Source organism: Chryseobacterium sp. C39-AII1 (assembly GCF_039672645.1).
In the GTDB taxonomy this organism is placed as follows: domain Bacteria; phylum Bacteroidota; class Bacteroidia; order Flavobacteriales; family Weeksellaceae; genus Chryseobacterium.
Genome location: NZ_JBDFPQ010000017.1, coordinates 39,522 through 63,435, shown reverse-complemented (window position 1 = coordinate 63,435; position 23,914 = coordinate 39,522). Strand labels below are relative to the sequence as shown.

Sequence of the window (23,914 nt, the reverse complement as noted above, 5' to 3'; positions counted from 1 at the left end):
ATAGGAAGTTATCTTTTTAAAGTGCGTTAATCAATTCAAAATAACAATCATCATCGATATTCTAAAGAATAATTTTCTGTTTATTTAATTTTTATCCTATGAAATAGAATAATATTCTTTCATAATTATATTAAAAGAATAGTTTCCTTATTTTTAGTTTAAATCAGTTTAATTCATCTTTTATTTTGAAATTTGTAAGGAAAAATAACTGCATTCAATTCAATGAAAGCGATCCTGTCAGAAGATTAAAAAATAAACGAAAATAAAAATATGGAAGACACCCGGAATATTGTTAAGACTGATTTTACATTTGCACTGAAGAGTATTTATTTCAATGAGGATTATATACCGGCTGAAAGTACGAGAACAACAACCAATTTTGCCAACTTAGCAAGAGGGGAGAGCCGTCAGGAAAACCTGCGCAATACCATTAATATGATTAATAATCGTTTTAATGCGTTGGCGAGCTGGGATAATCCGAATAGCGATCGCTATTCGGTTGAGCTGGAAATTGTTTCTGTTGATATAGATATTGATGGTAGCGGGGCAACATTCCCGTCGATTGAAATTTTAAAAACACATATTATAGATCATAAAACAGGCAAACGTATTGAAGGTATTGTTGGAAATAACTTTTCGTCTTACGTACGCGATTACGATTTTAGTGTACTGCTTTTAGAGCATAATAAGGATAAAGAGAACTTTAGCATTCCGGATCATTTTGGTGAATTGCACGGTAATATCTTCAAACATTTTGTACATTCAGAAAGTTATAAAAACCGCTTTACGAAACCGCCTGTTATATGCCTGAGTGTATCTGATAATAAAACCTATCAGCGCACAGGAAACCATCACCCGATATTAGGCTTTGAATACGAACCCAACAGTTCTTCATTAACGGAGCAGTATTTCAAAAAAATGGGCTTGCAGGTTCGTTATTTTATGCCACAAAACAGCGCTGCACCTTTAACGTTTTTTTTCTTTGGCGATTTACTGGCGGATTATACAAACCTTGAATTAATAAGTACCATCAGTACCATGGAAACGTTCCAAAAGATTTACAGACCTGAGATTTATAATGCCAATTCTGTTGCAGGACTGTGCTATAAACCTAGTTTGAAAAATCAGGATCATTCTTTAACAAAAATAGTCTACAACCGGGAAGAGCGCAGTCAGTTGGCCATCGATCAAGGGAAATTTACAGAAAAGCATTTTATTCAGCCTTACAAAAGTATCTTGGAAGAATGGTCTGCCAATTTCGCCCTTTAACTTAATACAACACATTAAAATTATTTGATTATGAAGATATTATTGCCCACTTCAATTGTGGGAAGCTTACCCAAACCTGCCTGGCTTGCACCCCCTGAAAAACTATGGTCACCCTGGAAATTAGAAGGCGATCAGTTGCTTGAAGGAAAACAGGATGCCTTGCGGATTTCTTTACAGGAACAGCAATTGGCAGGAGTGGATATCATAAGTGACGGTGAGCAGACACGCCAACATTTCGTAACCACTTTTATCGAGCATTTAAGTGGTGTAGATTTTGAAAATCGTAAGATCGTAAAAATTCGTGACCGTTATGATGCGAGTGTCCCTATCGTTGTCGGTGAAGTTGCCCGTCAAAAACCTGTTTTTGTTGAGGATGCTAAATTTTTGCGCAAACAGACAGATAAACCTATCAAATGGGCATTGCCTGGCCCACTGACAATGGTAGATACGCTGTATGACGACCATTACAAAAGCAGGGAAAAACTGGCATGGGAATTTGCGAAAGTACTCAACGAAGAAGCTAGAGAATTACAGGATGCAGGCGTTGATATTATTCAGTTTGATGAACCTGCGTTTAATGTGTTTTTTGATGAAGTAAACGATTGGGGAATGGCTGCATTAGAAAGAGCTGTTGAAGGTTTAAAATGTGAAACTGCGGTACATATTTGCTATGGTTATGGTATCAAAGCAAATAACGACTGGAAAAAGACATTGGGTTCAGAATGGCGTCAATACGAAGAAATTTTCCCTAAAATTAAAAATTCGAATATAGATATCGTATCGTTAGAATGCCACAACTCAAATGTGCCTTTAAATTTAATTGAGCTCGTTCGTGGGAAGAAAGTAATGGTGGGCGCAATTGATGTGGCAAGTAACACGATCGAAACCCCCGAAGAAGTAGCTGATACGCTTCGTAAAACTCTTGAGTTTGTAGATGTTGAAAATCTTTACCCAAGTACCAACTGTGGGATGGCACCGTTATCCAGAAAGGTAGCAAGAGGTAAGCTTGAAGCTTTAAGTGCAGGCGCTGAAATTATACGTAAAGAGTTTGGTATTTAGTCGTACTTTATTAATTAAGCTGATCAATATACTTTAGTGTATTGCATGTTAATTTTTAATAAAACTTAATTTTGTTACGTGCTAATAATAAAAGCACTATTAAGTTTTTTTTGCTTTGGTACACTAAAGTATTTATTTAGTGCAAGTAAATCTCAAATTCTGAAAAAATTCAACTTAAAAATATCAACAAAATTTAATTATTTCATAATATTTATGTAACCAAAAATACTAACAGGTGACTACAGGATAGCAGAAATTCGTGATAAGTATACTTTTATAAAAACGAAAATATGAAAAATATCATGTCTTTTCAAGGCAAATTTTTCAAACGTTTTTAATTTTTACGAAAGCATATTTTAAATAATTAATAATCACGAATCATAGAATGAAGAAATCTATAGTCACTCTAGGTATTTTGTTAAGTACCACAGGTTTTATCTTCGCACAGGAAAATCAAACTTCCGGTACAGCCAAGAGTCAGGATAGTACAAAAACCAATTCTAAAACCAAAGATATAGAAGAGGTCGTTATCGTTGCTTATGGTACACAAAAAAGAAGTGAGGTTACGGGTTCTGTGGGGAGAGTAAGTGCAGAAAGCTTTAAAAACCGTCCGATTGCGAGAGCAGATCAGGCATTAACGGGGCAGATTGCCGGTGTTAAAACCCGTGCAACAACCGGAAAACCAGGCGAACCTTTGGAAATCCGTGTGCGTGGTACGGCTTCTATTTCCGCGAGCAATTCTCCTGTTTATGTAGTTGATGGGATGGTTGTTGATGATATGGCAAACGTTTCACCGGATGATATCCAGTCTATTGATGTACTGAAAGATGCGGCATCTACAGCGATGTACGGATCAAGAGGTTCTAACGGGGTTGTTATTATTACGACTAAAAAAGGAGCTTCGGGAAAACCATTGTTCAGCTTTTCACAATATTATGGTGTTCAGACGATCGAAAAGAAGTTAGACATCATGAACAGTGCAGAATGGATTGATTATGCTACTGAATCTATCAATAAAAGTTGGGTTGCTTTGGCACCGGGACATTCCGCATCGGATAGTTATGCCGTAAGAGCAAATTATTTTAAATTAGCTAATGCAACCGATTACAATTTAGCAAACATCGCCAATATGGTTGATCCGAGATGGGGAACCAATCAGGTGGCAAATATCGATTGGCAGGATGCTTTCTACCGTCCGGCCGCTATCCAAAGTTATCAGTTGTCGGTTCGTGGAGGAAATAAAAACGTAAAATATTTAGTTTCCGGATCTTATTTCGATCAGGAAGGTCTGGCGATCAATACAGGGTTTAACAGATTTAATTTAAGTGCTGTTGTTGACGTAAATATTTCAGATAAATGGAAAATGGGAATCGCCCTTCGACCAAGTTATTCTCAAAGCTACGGAGCATCTGTTGACGGAAAAGATAATTTAGCTCATAAAATGCTTTCCATGGTTCCGATTGCGGAAGTTGGTGCAGGTCTTTATACCAATTTCTGGAATAATACCCGATACAGATGGGCTGGTTCTACACAAAGCCCGATTGGTGTAATGGAAAATACGACCAACAATACCAACGAATTCAGACTATTATCCAGCTTATACATGTCTTATGATATTTTACCTGAATTAAATTTTAAAATTTCCGGAGGAGCAACGAACAATTTTAATATCAATAATGGTTATACTCCAACTTTTGATCTTATTACCAATATTCCGGGGCAGGTAAGTATCGGAAGCCGAAGAACGATAAATTATAACAGATATTTAGGAGAGGCTTTATTAAATTATAGAAAATCGTTCGGAGATCATACGATTACTGCGCTGGCGGGAACCAGTGGTGAGAACTACAGAACAACAACCCAATACAACAGAAATAAAGGGTTCCCGAATGATGATTTGAAGACCTTTAATTTCACACAGTCGGCTTCAGTCCTGAATTCTGAATATACCGCTTCAGAGTGGGTATTACTTTCCTACTTCGGTCGTGTAAACTATGATTATAAAAAGAAGTATATGCTATCTGCAAGTATTCGTAGAGACGGTTCTTCAAGATTTGGATGGGATAACCTTTGGGGAACATTCTCTGCATTTGGTGCTGGATGGAAAATTGATCAGGAGAATTTCTTAAAAGATAAAAAATGGCTGAGCAACCTTAAGCTAAGATACAGCTGGGGAGAAAACGGAAACAATTCAATAGGCGATTACCGAGCGTTCGGAACATTAACGGGAGGAAATTATTCTTTTGGCGGATCTATATCAAACGGATTAGTTCCAAACACCATTGAAAATCGTAATTTAACCTGGGAGAAAACACAGTCATCTGATTTTGGTTTTGAATTAGGTTTATTCAACAGAATAGATTTCACGGCAGATTACTACATAAAGAAAACAAATGCTTTACTTTTAAAGAAGCCTGTGGCTCTTGTTTCGGGATATCCGGATGTATGGGGGAATGTAGGTTCTGTTCAAAATAAAGGATTGGAATTAGATTTAAATACTAAAAACTTCGTAGGAACTTTTAAATGGAATACTTCAGCCAATATTGCATTCAATAATAATAAAGTTTTACAGCTAGGTAGCGATAATGCGCCTATTTATACAGGTTTCAGCAATAGTACCAATATTATACAGGTGGGTCAGGAGCTTAATTCATTTTATCTTTATGAAGCCGTCGGGGTATTATCTTCAGCAGATATTGCGAATGCAAATGTGGCTAAAACAAAAGGTGCCATCGCAGGAGATGTAAAATATCGTGATGTAAACGGAGATGGAGTGATTGATGAAAAAGACCGTCATATCATCGGAGGGCCAACGCCGGATTATTATTGGGGACTTACCAACACTTTCTCTTACAAAAACTGGGATCTTTCGATATTCTTCCAGGGACAGAAAGGAGGTTACAGCTATGCCTTGCTAGGTCGTGCAATCGATAGACCAGGGATGGGAACAACCACAAACGTCATGGGAAATTGGGCCAACAGATGGCGTTCGGATGAAAATCCGGGTGACGGAAAAACCCCAAGACTGGATGGAACAACGGGAAGTTTGCTTGATACAAGATGGCTGTATGATGCTACTTATATTCAGTTGAAAAACATAACATTAGGATATACGTTCCCGCAGGATCTTTCCAGCAAGCTGAAAATTGCAAATCTTAGAATCTATGCGAGTTTAGAAAATGTGTGGAGAAAAGATCACTATTACGGTGGTTATAATCCGGAAGCTGTGCAGTCAGACGGTACCGATTACGGAGCATACCCCAATGCAAAAGTGTATATGTTGGGCTTAAACTTTAACTTCTAAAATCTTTAACAATGAAAATTTCTTACCCTAAAAATATCAAAACCTTCGGAAAAATAGCAATCTTTGGAGCATTCTTGTCTGTGATGACAGGCTGTGAAAAAGATCTGATGCTGGAACCGGAAAATAACATTACTCAAACTTCTTTCTATACCACAGAATTACAGATCAATCAGGCATTAACGGGCGTTTATTCTTCAATGGTCAACGCTTCTTCAAGAGGTGGTTTTGATGTGAATTTCTATTTACTGGCATCCGAAGTCCGTTCCAATAACTTTACGGCACTTACCCAAAACGGAAACAGAGATTATTACGCGATCAACCGTTTTCAGGATACTTCTTCAACGGAGGAAGTAGAAGTACTTTGGGAAGATGCTTATCAAATGATTACGTATGCCAATATGATTTTGGCAAGAATTGATGCCGTTCCGTTTGCTGATAATGCAACAAAGGAGCAATATCGTTCTGAAGCACGATTTTTAAGAGCTTACGCCTATTTTGAATTGATGCGAAATTTCGGAAAAGTGCCTTTGGTTGATAAGCCTGTGACTCCGGATGAGGCTGCAACAATAAAGAGAACAGATTTGCCAGTACTTTATGATTTTGTTACGTCAGAAATTGAAGCGTCCATCGCTGGGTTAAAAAATACCTATGATGCTAAAAATAAAGGAAGAATTACAAAATCGGCAGCTCATGCGATGTTGGGAAGAATTTATCTTACAGGATCAGGTTTTCCGCTAAACAACAGCAGTTATGTGGCCAAAGCGAAAGATCATTTGTCTACTGTTATTCAGGGAGAGGGTCAATATGTAACATTTGCACCTACCTATGCTGATTTGTTTAAAAGTGCCAACGATAATAAATATCATCTTTTCGAAATTCAGCATATCAGTGGAGGTGTATCACAGGGATCGTATCTTCCAAGCTATGTTTCACCAACTTTTGGAACTGCAGATCCTTTATACAACGCACAGGGAAGTTTATACAGTGCTAATGAACTGGGAGTTTCTCAGTCTTTGATAAATACTTACGAACCGGGAGATTTGAGAAAGGCAGTAACACTGAAAACTCAATTCATCGCTCAAAACGGGCAGCCGGATTTTGCTAATTATTTCATTAAATTCCGTGAAGCAGGCGCTGTTTTGACCAACCGTTACGACTGGCCTGTTAATTTTCCGATCATCCGTTATGAAGATGTTCTTTTAATGTATGCTGAGATTTTAAATAATGAAGGAAATACAACCACGGCAGTTTCTCATTTAAACAGAATTCGTCAGAGAGCAGGTTTAGCACCACTTTCAGCGTCTATATCGAGCAGCGATTTTACTACGGCACTTCGTAAAGAAAGAAGAGTAGAATTTGCAGGTGAAGGTGTTTACTGGCACGATTTAGTACGTTGGAATATCGCAGTTTCGGTAATTAATCAGGCGGCTGCAGATCTTAATTATAATTATACCATTACAACCAACGATTATCTATATCAGATTCCTTTATCACAAATTCAGATTGCAGGATATGAGCAGAATCCTTAAAAACCAATATCAATGCTTTAATCACATGTAACTTATATAGTTTTAAACGTTATAAACGAAAGTTTGTAGCGTTTTTTGTTTTAGTAAGGTTTTAGTTAAATAATATAATAGAATATGGAAGCTGGGGGCTGGAAGATGGAAGTTGTGTAGAGTTATAAAAATCAAAGTCTTTCCTTTTTTCCTTATTTTTTATCATCATCAGAAAATGAAGAATTCAACGAGCCTCCATCCTCCATCTTCCAGCCAAATTCTTATTCTTGAATTTAGTTATTTAAGAAACTTTAAAATTTTGTTAAAATCCCACATTAAATTTCACAAAAACTAAATCCTTGCCTAATTTTGTAATCTTAATAAATAAATTCAGCGGGTTATTTTCATTAATCGCTTACGATTTTCAGAATCCTATTAATCATTTTTTCATTAATAACAGCTCCTGAATTTATTGGGAAATACTATACTATGAGCGTTTTGCTGTTTACTCTTTTTGTTTTATTAGGTTCTGTCTGCGCAGGAGTCATCGGTTCACTGTCCGGTCTGGGTGGTGGAATTGTTGTCATTCCGCTTTTATCAATTGTCTTAGGCGTAGATATTCATTATGCCATCGGGGCGGCTTTGGTATCGGTGATTGCAACCTCTTCAGGTTCCGCAGCAGCGTACGTAAAAGAAGGAATTGCCAATATGCGATTAGGAATGTTCCTCGAAATTGCAACCACAGCAGGCGCGGTAGCCGGAGCATTGATCTCAAGCGCAGCACCAAGTTCGTTTATTGCAATTCTTTTCGGATGTGCCTTAATTTTTTCTGCCGGAAATTCTTTAAGAAAAAAAGGAGAAGCAGTTGTGGAAAATTCAAGCAAAATGGCCATTGCACTAAAATTGCCTTCTGATTATCCGATTAATAAAGAAACGAAAGTAAAGTACGGAACAAAGAATGTATTAGGCGGTTTCGGAATGATGGGATTGGCAGGAATGCTTTCGGGAATGTTAGGAATTGGTTCCGGTGCCTTCAAAGTAATTGCGATGGACACGATTATGAAAATTCCGTTCAAAGTATCGACTACCACGAGTAATTTCATGATGGGAGTTACGGCTTTGGCGAGTTGTGTGATCTATATTCAGAAAGGCTATATCGTTCCTGATATTTGCCTTCCCGTAATGATCGGCGTTTTAGTAGGCGCCATGATCGGATCTAAAATATTAATGGCAACCGACCCGAAAAAATTAAGAACAATTTTCGCTTTTATCATCTTCTTTTTAGCAGCGAATATGATTTATAGTGGAATTAAAGGAAAAATTTAAGAAATGACAGTTACAGACGATACTATAAAAAAACTCGTAGGAAACGTCCTGAAATATGGTGTTCGTACCGTTTTATTCATCGGGATTTTAGGTGGCCTTGTGTATCTTTTCAATCACGCAAACGATACGGTAGATTATTCTCATTTTGAAGAAAAGGAAGAAAGTATTTTTGCCGTGATTGGAGATATTTTCAGAGGTGTTAAGCAAATGAATGGAAGCAGCATTATTTATGTGGCCATCATTATTTTGTTTCTTACGCCATTTGTAAGATTGTTGCTTTCTTTAGTGAGTTTTATTCTGGAAAAAGATAAATTATATGTCGGAATTACACTTTTGGTACTTTGTATTATCTGCCTGAGTGTATATTTTGGTTTTGGGCATTGATTTTTTTAATTTCATTCAAAACAAATTCTATATTTTTTTGTGTAAGATTTTTATATCCATGTTCATAAATACTTTGTAATTGAGAATTATTAAAAGCATCTTTTTTACTTTTAAGTAATAAATCACGTAGTGAGATGATTTCTTCTGCAGCCTGAACTTCGGTATTTAAATAAGATGAAATATTTTCAATATTTCCGACGCATCCTGATTGATATTTCATTATTAAAGGTTTTTCAAAATAATATTTATAAATTTCTAAAAATCTTCTATCATTTCTTTTAAATAATTCTTGACTAGAATATAACTTTAATGAATTACTGCCATTTTGAGCCAAATAATAAAGCTCATCATTGGTAGCGCTTGCAGATAATTTTTGAAAGTATCCATAAATTTTACTTTTCTCTCCGTCAATTCCAATATTATAAGATTCTGCATATGAAATTGTATCTAAAGGTTTTGCCAATTCTATTGTTTTTTGAGAAAGTTGAGCGTCCACAAAAGTAAATTGGATTATCAAGATTAAAATAAGTGGTAATTTCATTCAATAAATATATAAAAATGTATAAGATAAATTTTTCAATGGTTTTACTATTTAGAAAAATACCTACATTCGTATAGTTTTAAAATTCAAAATTATTATAAAATGAAATTCTCAAAAATAGTAATCATATTAGGATTGTTCCTGTTTCAACTCAACTTTGCGCAGGAAAAGGCAGATGTTGTGCTGAAAAAAGCATTGACCGAAGCCAAAGCTGGCAATAAAAATGTTTTATTGGTTTTTCACGCTTCGTGGTGTAAATGGTGTAAACTGATGGAGCATAATATGAATCTTCCGGAAACAAAACCGATTTTCGACAAAAATTTTGTCACGGTTTATATAGATGTTCAGGAAAGAGGCGAGAAGAAAGCCTTGGAAAATCCGGGCGGACAGGAAATCATGAACAAATATAAAGGTCAGAATGCAGGATTACCATTTTGGTTGATTCTGAATCCTAAAGGAACTGTACTTGCCGATTCTTTTGATCAGAAGGGAGATAATTTAGGTTCGCCGGCAACCCCAGACGAAGTGCAAGCTTTTCTTGCTAAACTGGAAAAAGGAGCCAAATTAAATACAGAACAAAAGCAAACCATCCAGAATGTGTTTGTGAAAAAATAAAAAAATTCCTCGATATGCTCGAGGAATTTTTAAATTAAATTTTATTTACCAAAGAATATTCTATCCTGTTTTTGCTGATCATTATAAATGATCTGGAAACTGATTGGCATATACTGATAAAGCAGTTTCCAATGCTGAATTTTTGCATGCTTTTTAAAGCTTTCAAATGACCTTACGAACAGGTTTTCAATCATTCCTTTTACATAAGAATCGCCACCTTTGTAGATCATATCCATCAGTTTGATGTGGTGGGCAATGATGCTTACTTTTGCTTCTAATAAAAGCTTTTTCAGATAATTTACGGTCGCCTGAATAACGCCCGGAAAGTTATCCTGCACAGACAACTGTGATATTTCGCCTCTTAGGGGTGCATAGAAAAATTTTAAATATTCAATAGCTATTTTTTGATTAATAGTCTGCATTTTTACATTCATCATAATTAATATTTTTCAGAACTAATTTATTTCCGCGAAAACTGTACCAAACTTTACAGGCAAGCCGCAAAAATAAATACTCCTACAATCACGGCAATGTGAGTTGCTAATATCTCGAAATTGTGTCTGCGGGTCGTAGTTTTGAAGGTTTTCCAGTCGGATATTTTTCTGATCTTTTTTTTCATAAATAGTTGATTTTTAATGGTTTTTTATTTTGATGAATTGGGTGCTTTTGTAATGAAAGTTTTTAAAAATGTAACAAACCTGATTTTTACTATGTGCCATGGCTGTAGATTTGTCTCGAATGTATTTTCTGAAGTTCCTGAGAAATGTGACTAAAGATCACTTTTCGGTATTCTTCGCTGCAAAAAGCAGTTGAATTGTCCAGAGAATAAATAAACGTACATTCAACGGCGTATTTTAGCATAATGTCGCCGTCGCGGTAAATATTATTCATCTTTTTAAGACATTTGAACAATAGATTTCGGTCATTTTGCCGAATCATCTTTTTAATATGATCGTTGAAAGTATGGATCACGCTATATGAGCTTGGTGTTTTATTTTCTTCCAGTTCTTCTTCAATACATGGGATCACTTCCGAGATCTCCTGAATGGCTTTTAAATAATTCATATTCTATCGTTTTGAAAGACATGATACCAATGGCGTACCTTTACAATTTGTTTTAATTAAATATCAATAAATCAGTATTTTAATTTTTGTTTAATTGAATTTTAGTTAAAAAAATCCTGTCAAAATGATAGGGTTTTTATCAGAATGAAAAGAAACAGAAAGAAGGATCTTATTTTTATGTTGGAAAGGATAGAATGAATATCTTTGCAATCCAAAATATTCAAGAGATGTTTTCAAAAATCATAGTACACAGAGTCGGAAATAAAATCAACGGAGAATCTTTAACGCTTTCTCAGGAAGAATTGCAACTGGAAGAAGGAATGGCAGAACTGCTGGAAGACTATTTTTTAGGTTCGTTCAAGTCGGAGGAAACATTCCATTTTTACAGCGATACCTATTTGGTGAATAACCCTGTTTACAGCTCGGTGTCTGAGATTTTTGATGACAAATCGAAGTTTCTTTGGGAATCTGAAAATATTGCAAAACACCTTTTTGAAGCGGCGGAAAATCCAAGAGTTCAGGGTGGAGAATTGTTTATCGTTTATTTTGAAGACGAAAGAGAAGGCACAGAAAGAGTCGACAAGATCGGAATTTTCAAAACTGAAAAAAGAGAATCTTTTCTTAAAATTTCTCCTCAGGATGAAACGTTTGATATTGAAAAAGATCAGGGAATCGGTTTGTCTAAAATTGATAAAGCGGCTTTAATTTATAACAACGATAAAGAAACCGGATATGTACTTTCTGTGGTTGATAACAACAAAAACGGAGATATGTACTATTGGTTTGAGGATTTCTTAAAGGTAAAACAGCGTGATGATGAATATTTTCATACACAGGAAGCATTAATGGTGTATAAAGATTATATCACTAAACAATTACCTCAGGAATTTGAAGTTTCTAAAGCGGATCAGGCGGATTTCTTAAATAAATCAATCAATTTCTTTAAAGAAAAAGAAGAATTTAAACTGGATGAATTTGCCAATGAAGTATTGGGCGATGAGCACGTAATCGAAAGTTTTAATAATTTTAAAACAGATTATGAGCAGGATATGCAGATTAATATTGCTGAAGAATTCCCCATCAATGAATCTGCAGTAAAGAAAACACAGAGACATTTCAAAAGCATCATTAAATTAGATAAAAATTTCCACATCTACATCCACGGTGACCGTCAGAAACTGGCTACCGGAGAAGATGAAAATGGAAAATATTATATGCTGTATTTCGATAAAGAAGTTTAAGAATATTTAGAACTAAATCAACTTTCACTAAACCTTATAGGTTTCTAAAACCTATAAGGTTTGATAAAATGATGTTTGAAAATCAAATTATTCCAATTATCTTTTCCTAAAAAACAGCGCTCTGCTGTATTCATAATTCATTCTGGCAATATTCAGCACAGAAATTCCCTGCGGACATTCGACTTCACAGGCTTCGGTATTTGAACAATGCCCGAAATGCTCAGAATCCATCTGCTTAACCATATTTAAAACACGGTTGTTTCTTTCCTCTTTGCCTTGAGGAAGCAAAACCATATGTGTAATTTTTGCTGAGGTAAACAACGCTGCACTTCCATTTTTACACGTCGCAACACACGCTCCACAACCAATGCAAGCAGCAGAATCAAAGGCTTCTTCGGCAGTTTGATGACTGACTGCAATTGCCGTTGCATCGGGAGCTTGACCTGTATTCACGGAAACAAATCCGCCCGAAGAAATAATTCTGTCAAACGCAGAACGGTCGACTTTTAAATCTTTTTTAACGGGAAAAGACAACGCTCGAAAAGGTTCAATCACAATCGTTTCGCCATCTTTGAAAGAACGTAAATGAAGCTGGCAGGTTGTCGTATGTTCCAAAGGCCCGTGAGCCAATCCGTTGATCATCATTCCGCACTGTCCGCAGATTCCTTCACGACAATCGTGGTCGAATTCTACGGGTTCGCCGCCTTCTTTAATTAATTTTTCATTTAAGGTATCGAGCATTTCAAGGAAAGACATGTGAGGATTGAGTTCTTTTAAATCATAATTCACAAGTTTTCCTTCACTTTGTCGGTTTCTCTGTCTCCATATTTTTAGGTGTAAATCCATAAGTTCTGTGTTTTTTGTAATCTTTAATGGCAAGTGTATTTTATATCAATGGCTTCTTGTCAATATCTTCACCTCAAGCACTTGGCTCTTTTTACTTTTACCTTTTTACTTCAATATTATTTATAACTTCTTACAGTCGGCTGTATTTCTTCGAAAATCAAAGGCTCTTTTATCAATTCAGGCTCATTATTTTCTCCTTTCCAAGCCCAAGCCGATATGAATTGAAATTCAGAATCATTCCGCAACGCTTCACCGTCGGGAGTTTGAAATTCTTCACGAAAATGCGCTCCACAAGACTCATTTCGTGTTAACGCATCGTAGCACATCAGCTCGCCAATTTCAAAATAATCGGCAACGCGACCCGCTTTTTCGAGTTCGGTATTCATTTGATTGCCTTGCCCGGAAACTTTTACGTCTTTATAAAATTGATGTTTGAGTTTTCGGATTTCTTCGATGGCATATTTTAAACCTTCTTCATTTCGCGCTAAACCACAATAATCATACAGTAATTTTCCTAAGGTTTTATGAAAATAATCAACCGTTTTTGTTCCGTTGATATTGATAAAACCTTCAATTTGTTTTTTAACTTCATTTTCGGCTTTTTCAAATTCAATATCATCTGTTGAAATTTTTCCGGTATGAATTTCATTTGATAAATAATTCGCAATGGTATAAGGTGCAATGAAATAACCGTCAACAGAAGCCTGAAGCAAAGAATTTGCCCCCAGTCGATTGGCTCCGTGGTCAGCAAAATTAGCTTCTCCTAACGCAAATAATCCGGGAATGGTCGTCATTAATTCATAATCAACCCAAAGTCCGCCCATCGAAAAGTGCGCAGAAGGGGAGATCATCATCGGTTCTTCGTAAGCATTGTAACCTGTGATTTTAAGATACATATCAAATAAATTCCCATATTTCTCCTGAATTTTTTCTTTTCCCTGTTCATTAATGGCTTTAGAAAAATCAAGATACACGGCATTCTTCAAGGGACCAATTCCGAAACCGGCATCAATTCTTTCTTTTGCAGCTCTTGACGAAATATCTCTTGGTGCTAAATTTCCAAAAGCGGGATAACGTCTTTCTAGATAATAATCTCTTTCATTTTCAGGAATATTGTTTGGTTTTCGGGTTTCATTTTCTTTTAGAGGAACCCAAATTCTGCCGTCATTTCGTAAAGATTCGGACATCAAAGTCAATTTCGATTGATAATCTCCCGATTGCGGCAATGAAGTAGGGTGCACTTGAATCCAGCTTGGAGAAGCCATCAACGCTCCTTTTTTATGCGCTCTCCAAATCGCAGAACCGTTACAGCCCATCGCTAAGGTTGATAAATAATAGATTTTTCCATAACCGCCCGTCGCCAAAACAACGGCGTGAGCGGAATGTCTTTCAATTTCTCCGGTATCTAAATTTCTAACAATAATTCCTCTTGCTTTTCCGTTTATCATTACTAAATCCAACATTTCGTGTCTTGAAAATAACTGTACACTTTTCTTGCCGACTTGTCGCATTAAAGCTTGATAAGCTCCTAAAAGCAATTGTTGTCCGGTTTGTCCTCTGGCATAAAAAGTCCGGCTCACCTGAACACCACCAAAAGAACGATTATTCAGATAACCGCCATATTCTCTTCCAAACGGAACACCTTGTGCAACAGCTTGATCGATGAGGTTTAAAGAACATTCAGCCATACGATAAACATTGGCTTCACGCGCTCTGAAGTCGCCGCCTTTTAAGGTGTCAACGAACATTCTGTAAACGCTGTCACCGTCATTTTTATAATTTTTAGCCGCATTTACACCGCCTTGAGCCGCCACAGAATGCGCTCTTCTCGGGCTGTCCTGAAAACAGAAGGATTTCACATTATAGCCCATTTCGCCCAAAGATGCAGCGATAGAACTTCCAGCTAAACCCGTTCCGACAACGATAATATCCAATTTTTTTCGGTTGGCAGGATTGACAAGCTTGGCAGTTTTTTTATAATTTTCCCATTTCTGTTCTAAAGAACCTTCCGGTATTTTTGAATTTAACATCATGATTTTTCAATTTAACGGTACGTGAAGAATACATAAATCGGCATTAAGGCAAATCCAACACTAATGATGATTGAATAAGCGATTCCAACGGTTTTAAACCATTTTACAAACTTTGGATGAAACAATCCCAACGTTCTGACAGCACTGTAAATTCCGTGAATTAAATGATAACATACAGCTATCATCGAAATAACGTAAATAATAACATACCACCATTCTTTAAAAACAGTGACAACCAGAATGTACAAATCTTTATTTCCGTTTTCATCCAATGGCGGATTTCCAAATTTGTAGACATACCAAAAATTCTGAAAATGAATCACTAAGAAAAACAACAATATTGTTCCAAGAATTCCCATATTTCTAGAATACCATTTACTGGCTCTTCCTCGTCGATCGGATTTGTAATTCGCTCCTGATTTTTTATTTTTCAATGTAATAATTAAACCATCCAACGCATGAAGAATAATACTTGCATACAAAACATAGGAAACAAGTTTAATGACAATATTGCCCGACAGAAAATGCGAATAGGCATTAAACTGAAGATGCGCCTGTTCCTGCGGTAAAAAAAGCTGAAGATTTCCCAAGAAATGAATCAGCAAAAAGAAGCTCAGGAAAAGCCCTGTAAGACACATCAGCATTTTTCGTGATAAGGTTGACAGCATGTTTTTTTGATTTTTGATTAATGGCTTGAAGATGGAAGATGGATGCTGGAAGTTTATGAAAAGTGATGCTAATATGCACTAATAAAACCTCCAGCTTCCCGCTTCCAACTTCCAACTTTTTAATAATACCCTAAAACTTTCATCCAAAGTCCACCAACTCCCATGTAAATTATTAAGAGAACAATTCCGATTTCCAAGCCGCGAAGCCACCATGCTTTTAAATCAACATAGCCGCTTCCGAAAAATACGGGAGCAGGACCGTGACCGTAATGGGTTAATACTCCATAAATTGAACCTAAAAAACCAAGCATCATCGCCAACAACATCGGAGGAATTCCAACGGCAACACCAACTCCTAACAAAGCGGCATACATGGCTGCAACATGGGCTGTCGCACTCGCGAAAATATAATGACTAAAAAAGTAGACGAGAATAATCACCGGAAATGCGACCGTCCAGGTCATTCCACCAATTTTCATTTTAATTAAATCGCTGAACCATCCGATAAATCCTAATTCGTTTAATGAGCTCGCCATCATCACCAAAACGGCAAACCAAACGATGGTATCCCAAGCTCCTTTTTCAGATTTTACGTCTTCCCACGTTAACACTGAGGTTAATAAAAGTAATGTTAAACCAATAAAAGCCGTTGTGGTTGCATCAATCGATAAAGCACCACCGAAAATCCAAAGAGCCAATAAAATGAAAAATGCTAATAGCATCAGCCATTCATTTTTAGAAATCGGTCCCATTTCTTTTAATTTTTGAGCGGCCATTTTCGGAGCGTCACCCGTTTTCTTCAATTCAGGCGGATATAATTTGTATAATACCAAAGGCACTACAAAAAACGCTACCAATCCCGGAACAAAACCTGCGGCTGCCCAAGACATCCAAGTGATATTAATTCCCAGATTTGCTGCAAATTTCTGACACATCGGGTTACTTGCCGTTCCTGTCAGGAACATGGAAGAGGCGATGAGGTTCATATAATAGCTGTTCAATGTTAAATATGCTCCTAATTTTCTATGGGTTTCAGGTTTGTCAGGAACAGAATCGAAACTTATCGCCATCGATTTCATAATCGGATAAATGATTCCGCCACCTCTTGCCGTATTACTTGGAATGGCTGGAGCTAAACAAACGTCTGCCAAACCTAAACCATAGGCCAAACCCAATGAACTTCTGCCAAAAACTCGGATGAATAAAAAGGCAATTCTGTTTCCCAAGCCTGTTTTAATAAATCCTCTTGCGATAAAAAAAGAGATTCCAATCAACCAAATCACTTTATCTCCAAATCCTGAAAGTGCTTTTGTGATTGATTTTCCTGCATCTCCCGGAGCTACAACCTGTGTAAGGGCGGTAAATCCAATGGCCATCATACACATGGTTCCCATCGGAGCAGCTTTTAAGATAATTCCTAAAATGGTTGCTGCGAAAATGGCGAATAAATGCCACGCATTGTCTGTAACGCCTTCCGGAGCGGGAATAAACCATATGATAAGAGCGACAGCAAAAGTGATTGCTACAGCTTTAATATTTATTTCTTTCATAATAGTTAGTTTTAAAATTTAAAATCTACTTTGTACCTGAACAATAAATAGATTGTTGTTATACTGAGAGGTATTTTCTACTTGATGCTTGTACCTGTCGAATTGCATTCCCAGTTGAATTCGTGCACCATAATTTTTCAAAAATTCTAAACCGAACATTGGCGTAATGGTCTGTCTGGGATTGGAGTTTAATCTGAAATTAGTATCCAAATATTCATAACGGCAAGACAGTTCAAAGGCGCTGAGGTTTTTATGGTTGATTTCATATCGCAAATTCGGAAGGAAATAAGCCCCTCGAATTAAATATTCATCAGGGTTTTCAGGTCTTAGCTCAGGATCTACAGCAAAATACAAAGGGTGATTGGTAGCCTGTTTGGCTTCCAGCTGCATATCTAAGCTCCATTTAGGATCAAAATGAATTAACGAGCTCAGATCAATTCCTACAGCATAGACTTTCTTGCTGAAAACGTCGCCTATCCCGCCATTTAAACCAAGATTTAAATTATATTTTTTAGCTAAACCAAAAACCAATCTTGTGGAATATTGTTTTCCGTTGTCATTATCATTGACCTGATTTTTTCCATTTCCATTCACGACAGAAACAGCGTATTGAAACGGAATTTCACCTAATTCCAATTGTCCTGTTGCGGAAAGCCCGATCTGAAAGCTCGTCCAGCCTAATTTCCCGAATTCGGTGTATTGGTTAGACCAGTCCAGCGATTTAATAATATCAATAGGATAGGTTTCCTCAATCCCGAACCAAGGTCTAAACTGCCCGACGGTAATGGCTAATTTTGGATTAAAAGTATATTTTAGGTACGCATTTTCAAGCACTCTTGATTTCGGATCATTTTTAAAATCTGCGAGATTGGCAAGAACCACAACTTCTGTCCGTTTGCTGATTTGGGCACGCATCTGAACCCTCATGTATTTAATCATGAAATTGTTATCTGTGCCGCTGCCATCGGCATGATGAAGTCCGTTTACATCAACATCTTTGGTCATTCCTACGAGATATCGGGCCTGAAAAAGACCTTTAATTTGAAGCTGAGGATATTTAATATTGTCTTCCTTTGGTTCTGTTTTTACAGAATCAGGAATCTGTGCAATTGCCTTACAGCAGAGAAGCATCAGGCAAAATAACAGACTCTTTTTAATTGGGTAAAAAGTCATAAGATTTGTGTTTTGGTGAAAAGGGAGTTTTTAAATTTAATTCAGTCCTAAAAATTTGAAAGGCTGTGATTCTTTAAAACTGTTGTTGGCTTTTCCGTTATAGGTTTGATAGTTGCTTAAATCTAGCTTCATTACTTTACCTTTCGGGCTCAAATCAAACTCTTTAAGATCAACCCAAAATGTATTGGGTGTAAAAACTGTTTCAAAATAGTAAGTAAGGTTTTTTTGGTCAGAAACAGAACGCCATCTTGTAGAAGAAATATTAGGTTCCGTTTCAGAGGAAATTCCGTACGGAACAGAACAGTTTCTGATGACGCTGAAAACACTTGCTACGGCTTTTCTGGTATCCGAAGTTTGCGGAATAGCATTGATATAATAAGAGGCTCTTACAAAACGGTCGGCGGCACGGTTCGTTCCGGGAAGCATTACAGTTCCCGGAATGCCCTTCCAATAGTTGTTTAAAGCCAATTGTTCTTCAAAAATAGGAGAGTTGGTCATCACATTATAGTCTGAAGAATGATGAATAACTAGTTTACCTTTAATATATTCAAAAACGGCATTATCACCCGAAGCATCTGAGATAGAAAGATGAACGGTGGTAAATCTTTCCGTGCCTGGAATATAATCGCTTACGATAATGAATGGTTCTTTCGCTACATAATCTACCGCTTCTTTCACGGTTGCAAAATTGTCGAGGAAATATTGTGCCCAAAGCGAAATGGCAATCCCTTTTTTTCCTCTTTTGGGATCAAATTTTGGATATTCAGATTCGCCAAGCCACAGAAGATTCGCCACCAGACCTTTTTCGTTCATTCCGTCTGATGAAGCGATGTCCCAAGAACTGCTGATAACGCTTCCGTATTTAGATTTCCACTTTTCAGAACGTGGCCCTACTTCTCCGGTGCGGTCTATGCCTTTAGGAAAAATCCATAAATTGGCCGGAATTTCATCACGCCAATCCATCGAACGGGCGGTGAGAACAGTATTTTCCGGACCTTTGTAGACAACTCTTGTACAGGCTTTGTATTCGCTCCAAATTGCAAATGAAAAAACGAATGAAAAAAGAATTAAAGGGAATTTTTTCATAATATTATCTTTAAGTGAAAGTATGTCTCGAATTTTCAAACGAAGATTCAAGTGTTTTTTATGTTTTCAAGATTTGGTGAAATAAATTTAACTATTTTTGTTTAATTAACATAAATTTTTAAAGAATTAATATTTTATTTATGTTAATAATCATATTTGTAAAAATTAACTTGAAAGAGTCTTAATTTTTTTGTAATTTGTAATGAAATATGCATTTAAATGTTAAATGTTCAAATTATTTCTATCGTTCAAAAGTATTGGATTTTATAGGTCTGGGGCATTTTATACGCATTTTTAACATTTTTAAGAATGTGATACCACAAGGTAATACAGCTGGAAAAAATTCGTTATCTTTGATATATCAAAGAAATATATGAATTTTGTAGAGTGTCATGATGAGCCCATTCATATCCCTGGGTACATACAAAGTTTTGGTTATCTGATTGGCATTGACGCAGCTACTCATTCCATCAACTTTTTCAGTGAAAATATACGGGATATCTTCAAGCTGGAAAACTTCGAACTGCTTTTCGGTAAAAAAGTTACAGACTTTCCCGAACTTTTTAAAAGTATCCTCGAATCTGATATTTTTTCTGATCTCGAAGCCAATACGGCAAGAGAAAATATCACATATTTTGATAAAATTTTTGTTGAAAATCAACAATATCATTTTTCTGTTTTTCGTACGGGAGAAAATATTTTCTTAGAATTTGAAAAAGTACAGGAAAACCCGCATAAACGAATCAATAATAAATATGATAATTTTTATATTATTGATAACGAACAGGAAATTTGGGATCAGCTTTTGAGTACCCTTTCCAAAATCGTGAATTATGATCGAATGATGATCTACAAATTCATGATGGACGGTTCTGGAAAAGTAATTTCAGAAAAAACAAATAATGAGCTGGAAAGCTATATGGGGCTTCATTATCCTGAATCTGATATTCCGAGACAGGCTCGTGAACTTTATCTTAAGAAAAGAAAAAGAATTTTCAGCGATGTATATTCTGAGCCTGTAAAGTTAGTGAGCAGAAAAAATGAAACAGTAGATCTTACTTTTGCCGCGTCACGGGCAATGTCGCCTATTCATGGGCAGTACGTGAAAAATTCCGGGGCGTCTTCAAGTTTCAGTGTTTCTATTATTATTGAAGATCATCTTTGGGGATTGGTCACTTGCCAGAATTCCGAAGCAAAACATATTGATCTAGAAGACAGAGTGCAGGCGGGAATTTTTACCGCTTTGGCAGCCAATGCCTATTCGTCATTCAAATCTAAAAAAGAATTAGATTATCAATTGGCATTAAATGAAAAAGCCTCTCAATTAAAGTCTGAATTTTTAAAATATAATACCCTTTTCGAATCTTTAGTCGAAAATATTTCTAAAATAAAAGATCTTCCGGAAGCGGACGGATTGGCCATTATTTCTCATCAAGATATTGTAAAAGAAGGATTAACCCCTACAAATTCTGCAATCGAAAAAATTGTAGAGTGGGCACACGAAAATACAAACGAAAGTATGTATGTGAGCCGTAATTTTCTGAAAAAATACAGACACGATTTAGATATCAACGAAAATACGGCGGGAATTATTATTTATTTCATCGACAGAGATAAAAATGAGCTGTTGATCTGGTTCCGAAAAGAGTTTGATGAGCACATCAAATGGGCCGGAAATCCTGAAAAAACGATTGGCGTATTTTCTCAAAATGGAGAAGAAAAACATATTATTTCGCCACGAACTTCTTTCCATGCTTTTACGGAAAATATTAAAGGAAGCTCTAAAAGATGGGACTCTCGCAATATAAGTGCCGCGCATGCAATTCGTGATGTCATTTTGGAGACGTCTCACAAACAATATACGGTCATTAAACAGTTGAATGAAGAGCTGAAGCAGGTAAATGAAGAACTCGACAGCTTTTCGTATACAATTTCTCACGATTTGGGAACGCCTTTAACGGTAATGAAACTGAATGCCCAAATGTTGTTGAATTCTTTAACGGACGGTTCAGACAAAAGCAAACGCAAAATCAATTCTATTATTGAGGAGATTGATAATATGGCGGTGATGATGCATGATGTTTTGCAACTGAGCCGTGCTAAACACAGCGAAATAGAACTGGAAGTTATTCAAACTGAATCTACTATTCTGAAGATTGCTGAAAATGCTAAAATGACGTTTGACAGCCCGGCAAGTGAGGTTATTATTAAAAATTGTCCAGATGTTTTGGCAGATAAAACGATGCTTCATCAGGTGTTTTTAAATATTATCAATAATGCGGTAAAATATTCTTCTCATAAAGAGGAACCCAAAGTAATCATCGAAGGTCTTGTACAAGGTGATTTTGTGATGTACAGCATTTCAGACAACGGAATCGGGATTCCTGAAGAGGAAAAACATAAGATGTTTAAAATATTCAACAGGATGGATAATGCGAAAAAATTTAAAGGAAATGGAGTAGGCTTATCTATCGTATACCGAATTATGAAAAGAATCGGCGGAAATGTTGATTATGAAAGCAATAAAGAAGGTACATGTTTCTTTTTAACGTTTAAAAAGCCTTACATTTGAGAAAACTTTTAAAACGTTATTATGGTATCAGAATATCTTAAACAAAACACGGCAGAATATCACGATGCTGCTGAAAAACTTTTTAACTCTGAGAAAATTTTTAACAAAACTTTCACTTTAGATGATTATAAAAAAATCATCAACACCAATTATCTGATGCTTCTTCACAGTGAAGACAAAATATTCAATAGCCTTTCTGGTAATTTTTCTGAAAAACTTCAATTGAATGATCGAAAAAAACTTCCTTTAATTGAAAAGGATCTTTCAAGTTTAGCATTGGAAAACAGAACGGCTTCTCAAACTCTTGAATTCGAAAACGAACATGAAGCATTAGGAGCAATGTATGTAATTGAAGGTTCTACTTTGGGTGGAAACGTTATTGCAAAGCAGCTTTCTAAAACAGAAGGATTTGACAATGTAACGTTCAATTTCTTCGGATGTTATCAGGAAAATACAGGCCCGATGTGGAAAAACTTCAAAGAGGTTCTGGATACTGAAGTTGCTGAAGAAAAGTATAATGATGTACTTTTGGGCGCAAAAAAGCTTTATACGTTCTTATTAAACGTAAACTAATTTCTTAAAAAAATATTAAACAATCGTTTTATATACAATTAAATTCCCGAAAAATTGCTCAATTTTTCGGGAATTGTTAAATTTGGGAAGTTTCAAAATTAAAACTAAACTATAAAATAATTAAAAAATAAATCAAATGAAAGTAACTGTAGTAGGAGCAGGCGCTGTAGGAGCTAGCTGTGCGGAATACATCGCTATGAAAAACTTCTGTTCGGAAGTAGTTTTAGTAGATATTAAAGAAGGTTTTGCGGAGGGTAAAGCAATGGATTTGATGCAGACAGCGTCTCTAAACGGATTCGATACAAAAATTACCGGAACAACAGGAGATTACAGCAAAACTGCAGGTTCTCACGTTGCTGTGATCACTTCAGGGATTCCTAGAAAACCTGGAATGACGAGAGAAGAGCTTATCGGAATCAATGCGGGTATTGTAAAAGAGGTTACTGCTAACTTGGTAAAGCATTCTCCGGAGGTTATCATCATCGTGGTTTCTAACCCAATGGATACAATGGCTTATTTGGTACATAAAACTTCAGGTCTTCCTAAGCACAAAATCATCGGAATGGGTGGTGCGTTGGATTCTGCAAGATTCAAGTACAGATTGGCTGAGGCTTTAGAAGCTCCAATTTCTGATGTAGACGGAATGGTAATCGCGGCTCACAGTGATACAGGGATGCTTCCTTTATTGAGCAAAGCTACAAGAAACGGAGTTCCTGTAACTGAGTTCCTTGATGATGAGCAACAAAAATATGTAATCGAAGAAACTAAAGTAGGAGGTGCAACGCTTACTAAATTATTAGGAACTTCTGCTTGGTATGCGCCAGGTGCAGCTGTTTCTGTAATGGTTCAGGCGATTGCTTGCGATCAGAAGAAAATGATCCCTTGTTCTTTAATGCTTGAAGGTGAATACGGACAAAACGATATCTGCCTGGGTGTTCCTGCAATTATCGGAGCAAACGGTGTTGAGAAAATCGTAAATATTACATTAACTGCTGATGAGCAATTGAAATTTGCTGAAGCTGCTAAAGCAGTAAGAGAGGTTAATGGTGATTTGAAGTTTTAATGAAAAGCTTTATATAAGTAGACTCCGCGCCCGAAGGGCGCGGAGTT

21 protein-coding genes are annotated in these 23,914 nt (G+C 36.3%); 11 read left to right on the top strand and 10 right to left on the bottom strand.

Annotation, left to right across the window (positions count from 1 at the left end; translation table 11 throughout):
* Positions 1-270 precede the first annotated feature (270 nt).
* The 6 genes from ABEG63_RS18910 to ABEG63_RS18885 all read left to right on the top strand — a co-directional run bounded on the left by ABEG63_RS18910 (position 271) and on the right by ABEG63_RS18885 (position 8,841).
* The gene (locus tag ABEG63_RS18910; RefSeq protein ID WP_346586895.1) at positions 271-1,269 is read left to right on the top strand and encodes a DUF1852 domain-containing protein; all 999 of its coding nucleotides are present in this window, start codon (positions 271-273) and stop codon (positions 1,267-1,269) included.
* A 30-nt stretch (positions 1,270-1,299) separates the two neighbouring features.
* Positions 1,300-2,328 (top strand): methionine synthase, encoded by a 1,029-nt coding sequence (locus ABEG63_RS18905; protein WP_346586893.1) that lies wholly within the window; start codon positions 1,300-1,302, stop codon positions 2,326-2,328.
* A 385-nt stretch (positions 2,329-2,713) separates the two neighbouring features.
* Positions 2,714-5,632 carry a TonB-dependent receptor gene (locus tag ABEG63_RS18900; protein WP_346586891.1) on the top strand — a complete coding sequence of 973 codons (2,919 nt, stop codon included), beginning with the start codon at positions 2,714-2,716 and terminating at the stop codon, positions 5,630-5,632.
* 11 nt (positions 5,633-5,643) lie between these two features.
* A complete protein-coding gene (locus ABEG63_RS18895; RefSeq protein ID WP_346586889.1) occupies positions 5,644-7,161 on the top strand; it encodes a RagB/SusD family nutrient uptake outer membrane protein in 1,518 nt (505 codons plus the stop codon).
* Positions 7,162-7,620: 459 nt separating this feature from the next.
* Entirely contained in the window at positions 7,621-8,457 is an 837-nt protein-coding gene (locus tag ABEG63_RS18890; protein WP_267401598.1) for a sulfite exporter TauE/SafE family protein, read from the top strand.
* 3 nt (positions 8,458-8,460) lie between these two features.
* Complete coding sequence (locus ABEG63_RS18885; RefSeq protein WP_346586887.1) at positions 8,461-8,841, top strand: DUF1634 domain-containing protein; 381 nt, start codon at positions 8,461-8,463, stop codon at positions 8,839-8,841.
* Here ABEG63_RS18885 and ABEG63_RS18880 read toward each other — a convergent pair.
* On the bottom strand, positions 8,804-9,382 hold the full coding sequence (locus ABEG63_RS18880) for a hypothetical protein (protein ID WP_346586886.1): 579 nt from the start codon (positions 9,380-9,382) through the stop codon (positions 8,804-8,806). The two genes, ABEG63_RS18885 and ABEG63_RS18880, sit on opposite strands and share 38 nt — an antisense overlap.
* A gap of 102 nt (positions 9,383-9,484) precedes the next feature.
* Here ABEG63_RS18880 and ABEG63_RS18875 point away from each other — a divergent pair, with 102 nt between their 5' ends.
* On the top strand, positions 9,485-9,997 hold the full coding sequence (locus ABEG63_RS18875) for a thioredoxin family protein (protein ID WP_346586885.1): 513 nt from the start codon (positions 9,485-9,487) through the stop codon (positions 9,995-9,997).
* 41 nt (positions 9,998-10,038) lie between these two features.
* On the opposite strand, the gene ABEG63_RS18870 is transcribed toward ABEG63_RS18875, so the two are convergent.
* From ABEG63_RS18870 to ABEG63_RS18860, 3 genes are all read right to left on the bottom strand, one after another.
* Positions 10,039-10,434 (bottom strand): hypothetical protein, encoded by a 396-nt coding sequence (locus ABEG63_RS18870; RefSeq protein ID WP_346586883.1) that lies wholly within the window; start codon positions 10,432-10,434, stop codon positions 10,039-10,041.
* A gap of 50 nt (positions 10,435-10,484) precedes the next feature.
* Positions 10,485-10,616: a hypothetical protein gene (locus ABEG63_RS18865; RefSeq protein ID WP_346586882.1), complete on the bottom strand. Its 132-nt coding sequence runs from the start codon at positions 10,614-10,616 to the stop codon at positions 10,485-10,487.
* Positions 10,617-10,705: 89 nt separating this feature from the next.
* Positions 10,706-11,062, bottom strand: coding sequence for a hypothetical protein (locus ABEG63_RS18860; protein ID WP_346586880.1), 357 nt, complete (start codon positions 11,060-11,062; stop codon positions 10,706-10,708).
* A 227-nt stretch (positions 11,063-11,289) separates the two neighbouring features.
* Here ABEG63_RS18860 and ABEG63_RS18855 point away from each other — a divergent pair, with 227 nt between their 5' ends.
* The gene (locus ABEG63_RS18855) at positions 11,290-12,303 is read left to right on the top strand and encodes a nucleoid-associated protein (RefSeq protein WP_267401586.1); all 1,014 of its coding nucleotides are present in this window, start codon (positions 11,290-11,292) and stop codon (positions 12,301-12,303) included.
* 96 nt (positions 12,304-12,399) lie between these two features.
* Here the strand turns inward: ABEG63_RS18855 and ABEG63_RS18850 are convergent, their stop codons facing one another.
* From ABEG63_RS18850 to ABEG63_RS18825, 6 genes are all read right to left on the bottom strand, one after another.
* Positions 12,400-13,149: a succinate dehydrogenase/fumarate reductase iron-sulfur subunit gene (locus ABEG63_RS18850; protein WP_346586878.1), complete on the bottom strand. Its 750-nt coding sequence runs from the start codon at positions 13,147-13,149 to the stop codon at positions 12,400-12,402.
* Between the two features lie 116 nt (positions 13,150-13,265).
* Positions 13,266-15,182 (bottom strand): fumarate reductase/succinate dehydrogenase flavoprotein subunit, encoded by a 1,917-nt coding sequence (locus tag ABEG63_RS18845; RefSeq protein WP_346586876.1) that lies wholly within the window; start codon positions 15,180-15,182, stop codon positions 13,266-13,268.
* Positions 15,183-15,193: 11 nt separating this feature from the next.
* Complete coding sequence (locus tag ABEG63_RS18840) at positions 15,194-15,850, bottom strand: succinate dehydrogenase cytochrome b subunit (protein ID WP_346586875.1); 657 nt, start codon at positions 15,848-15,850, stop codon at positions 15,194-15,196.
* Positions 15,851-15,969: 119 nt separating this feature from the next.
* Positions 15,970-17,400 (bottom strand): anion permease, encoded by a 1,431-nt coding sequence (locus tag ABEG63_RS18835; protein WP_346586873.1) that lies wholly within the window; start codon positions 17,398-17,400, stop codon positions 15,970-15,972.
* An 18-nt stretch (positions 17,401-17,418) separates the two neighbouring features.
* Entirely contained in the window at positions 17,419-18,573 is a 1,155-nt protein-coding gene (locus ABEG63_RS18830; RefSeq protein WP_346586871.1) for a porin, read from the bottom strand.
* A gap of 36 nt (positions 18,574-18,609) precedes the next feature.
* Positions 18,610-19,659: a linear amide C-N hydrolase gene (locus tag ABEG63_RS18825; RefSeq protein ID WP_346586869.1), complete on the bottom strand. Its 1,050-nt coding sequence runs from the start codon at positions 19,657-19,659 to the stop codon at positions 18,610-18,612.
* A 373-nt stretch (positions 19,660-20,032) separates the two neighbouring features.
* Between ABEG63_RS18825 and ABEG63_RS18820 the strand changes: the two genes are divergently transcribed.
* The 3 genes from ABEG63_RS18820 (at position 20,033) to ABEG63_RS18810 (ending at position 23,867) form a co-directional block, all read left to right on the top strand.
* Positions 20,033-22,231 carry an ATP-binding protein gene (locus tag ABEG63_RS18820; RefSeq protein WP_346586868.1) on the top strand — a complete coding sequence of 733 codons (2,199 nt, stop codon included), beginning with the start codon at positions 20,033-20,035 and terminating at the stop codon, positions 22,229-22,231.
* A gap of 21 nt (positions 22,232-22,252) precedes the next feature.
* Positions 22,253-22,804: a biliverdin-producing heme oxygenase gene (locus ABEG63_RS18815; protein WP_312393785.1), complete on the top strand. Its 552-nt coding sequence runs from the start codon at positions 22,253-22,255 to the stop codon at positions 22,802-22,804.
* A gap of 136 nt (positions 22,805-22,940) precedes the next feature.
* Positions 22,941-23,867, top strand: coding sequence for a malate dehydrogenase (locus ABEG63_RS18810; RefSeq protein WP_267401577.1), 927 nt, complete (start codon positions 22,941-22,943; stop codon positions 23,865-23,867).
* Positions 23,868-23,914: the final 47 nt, after the last annotated feature.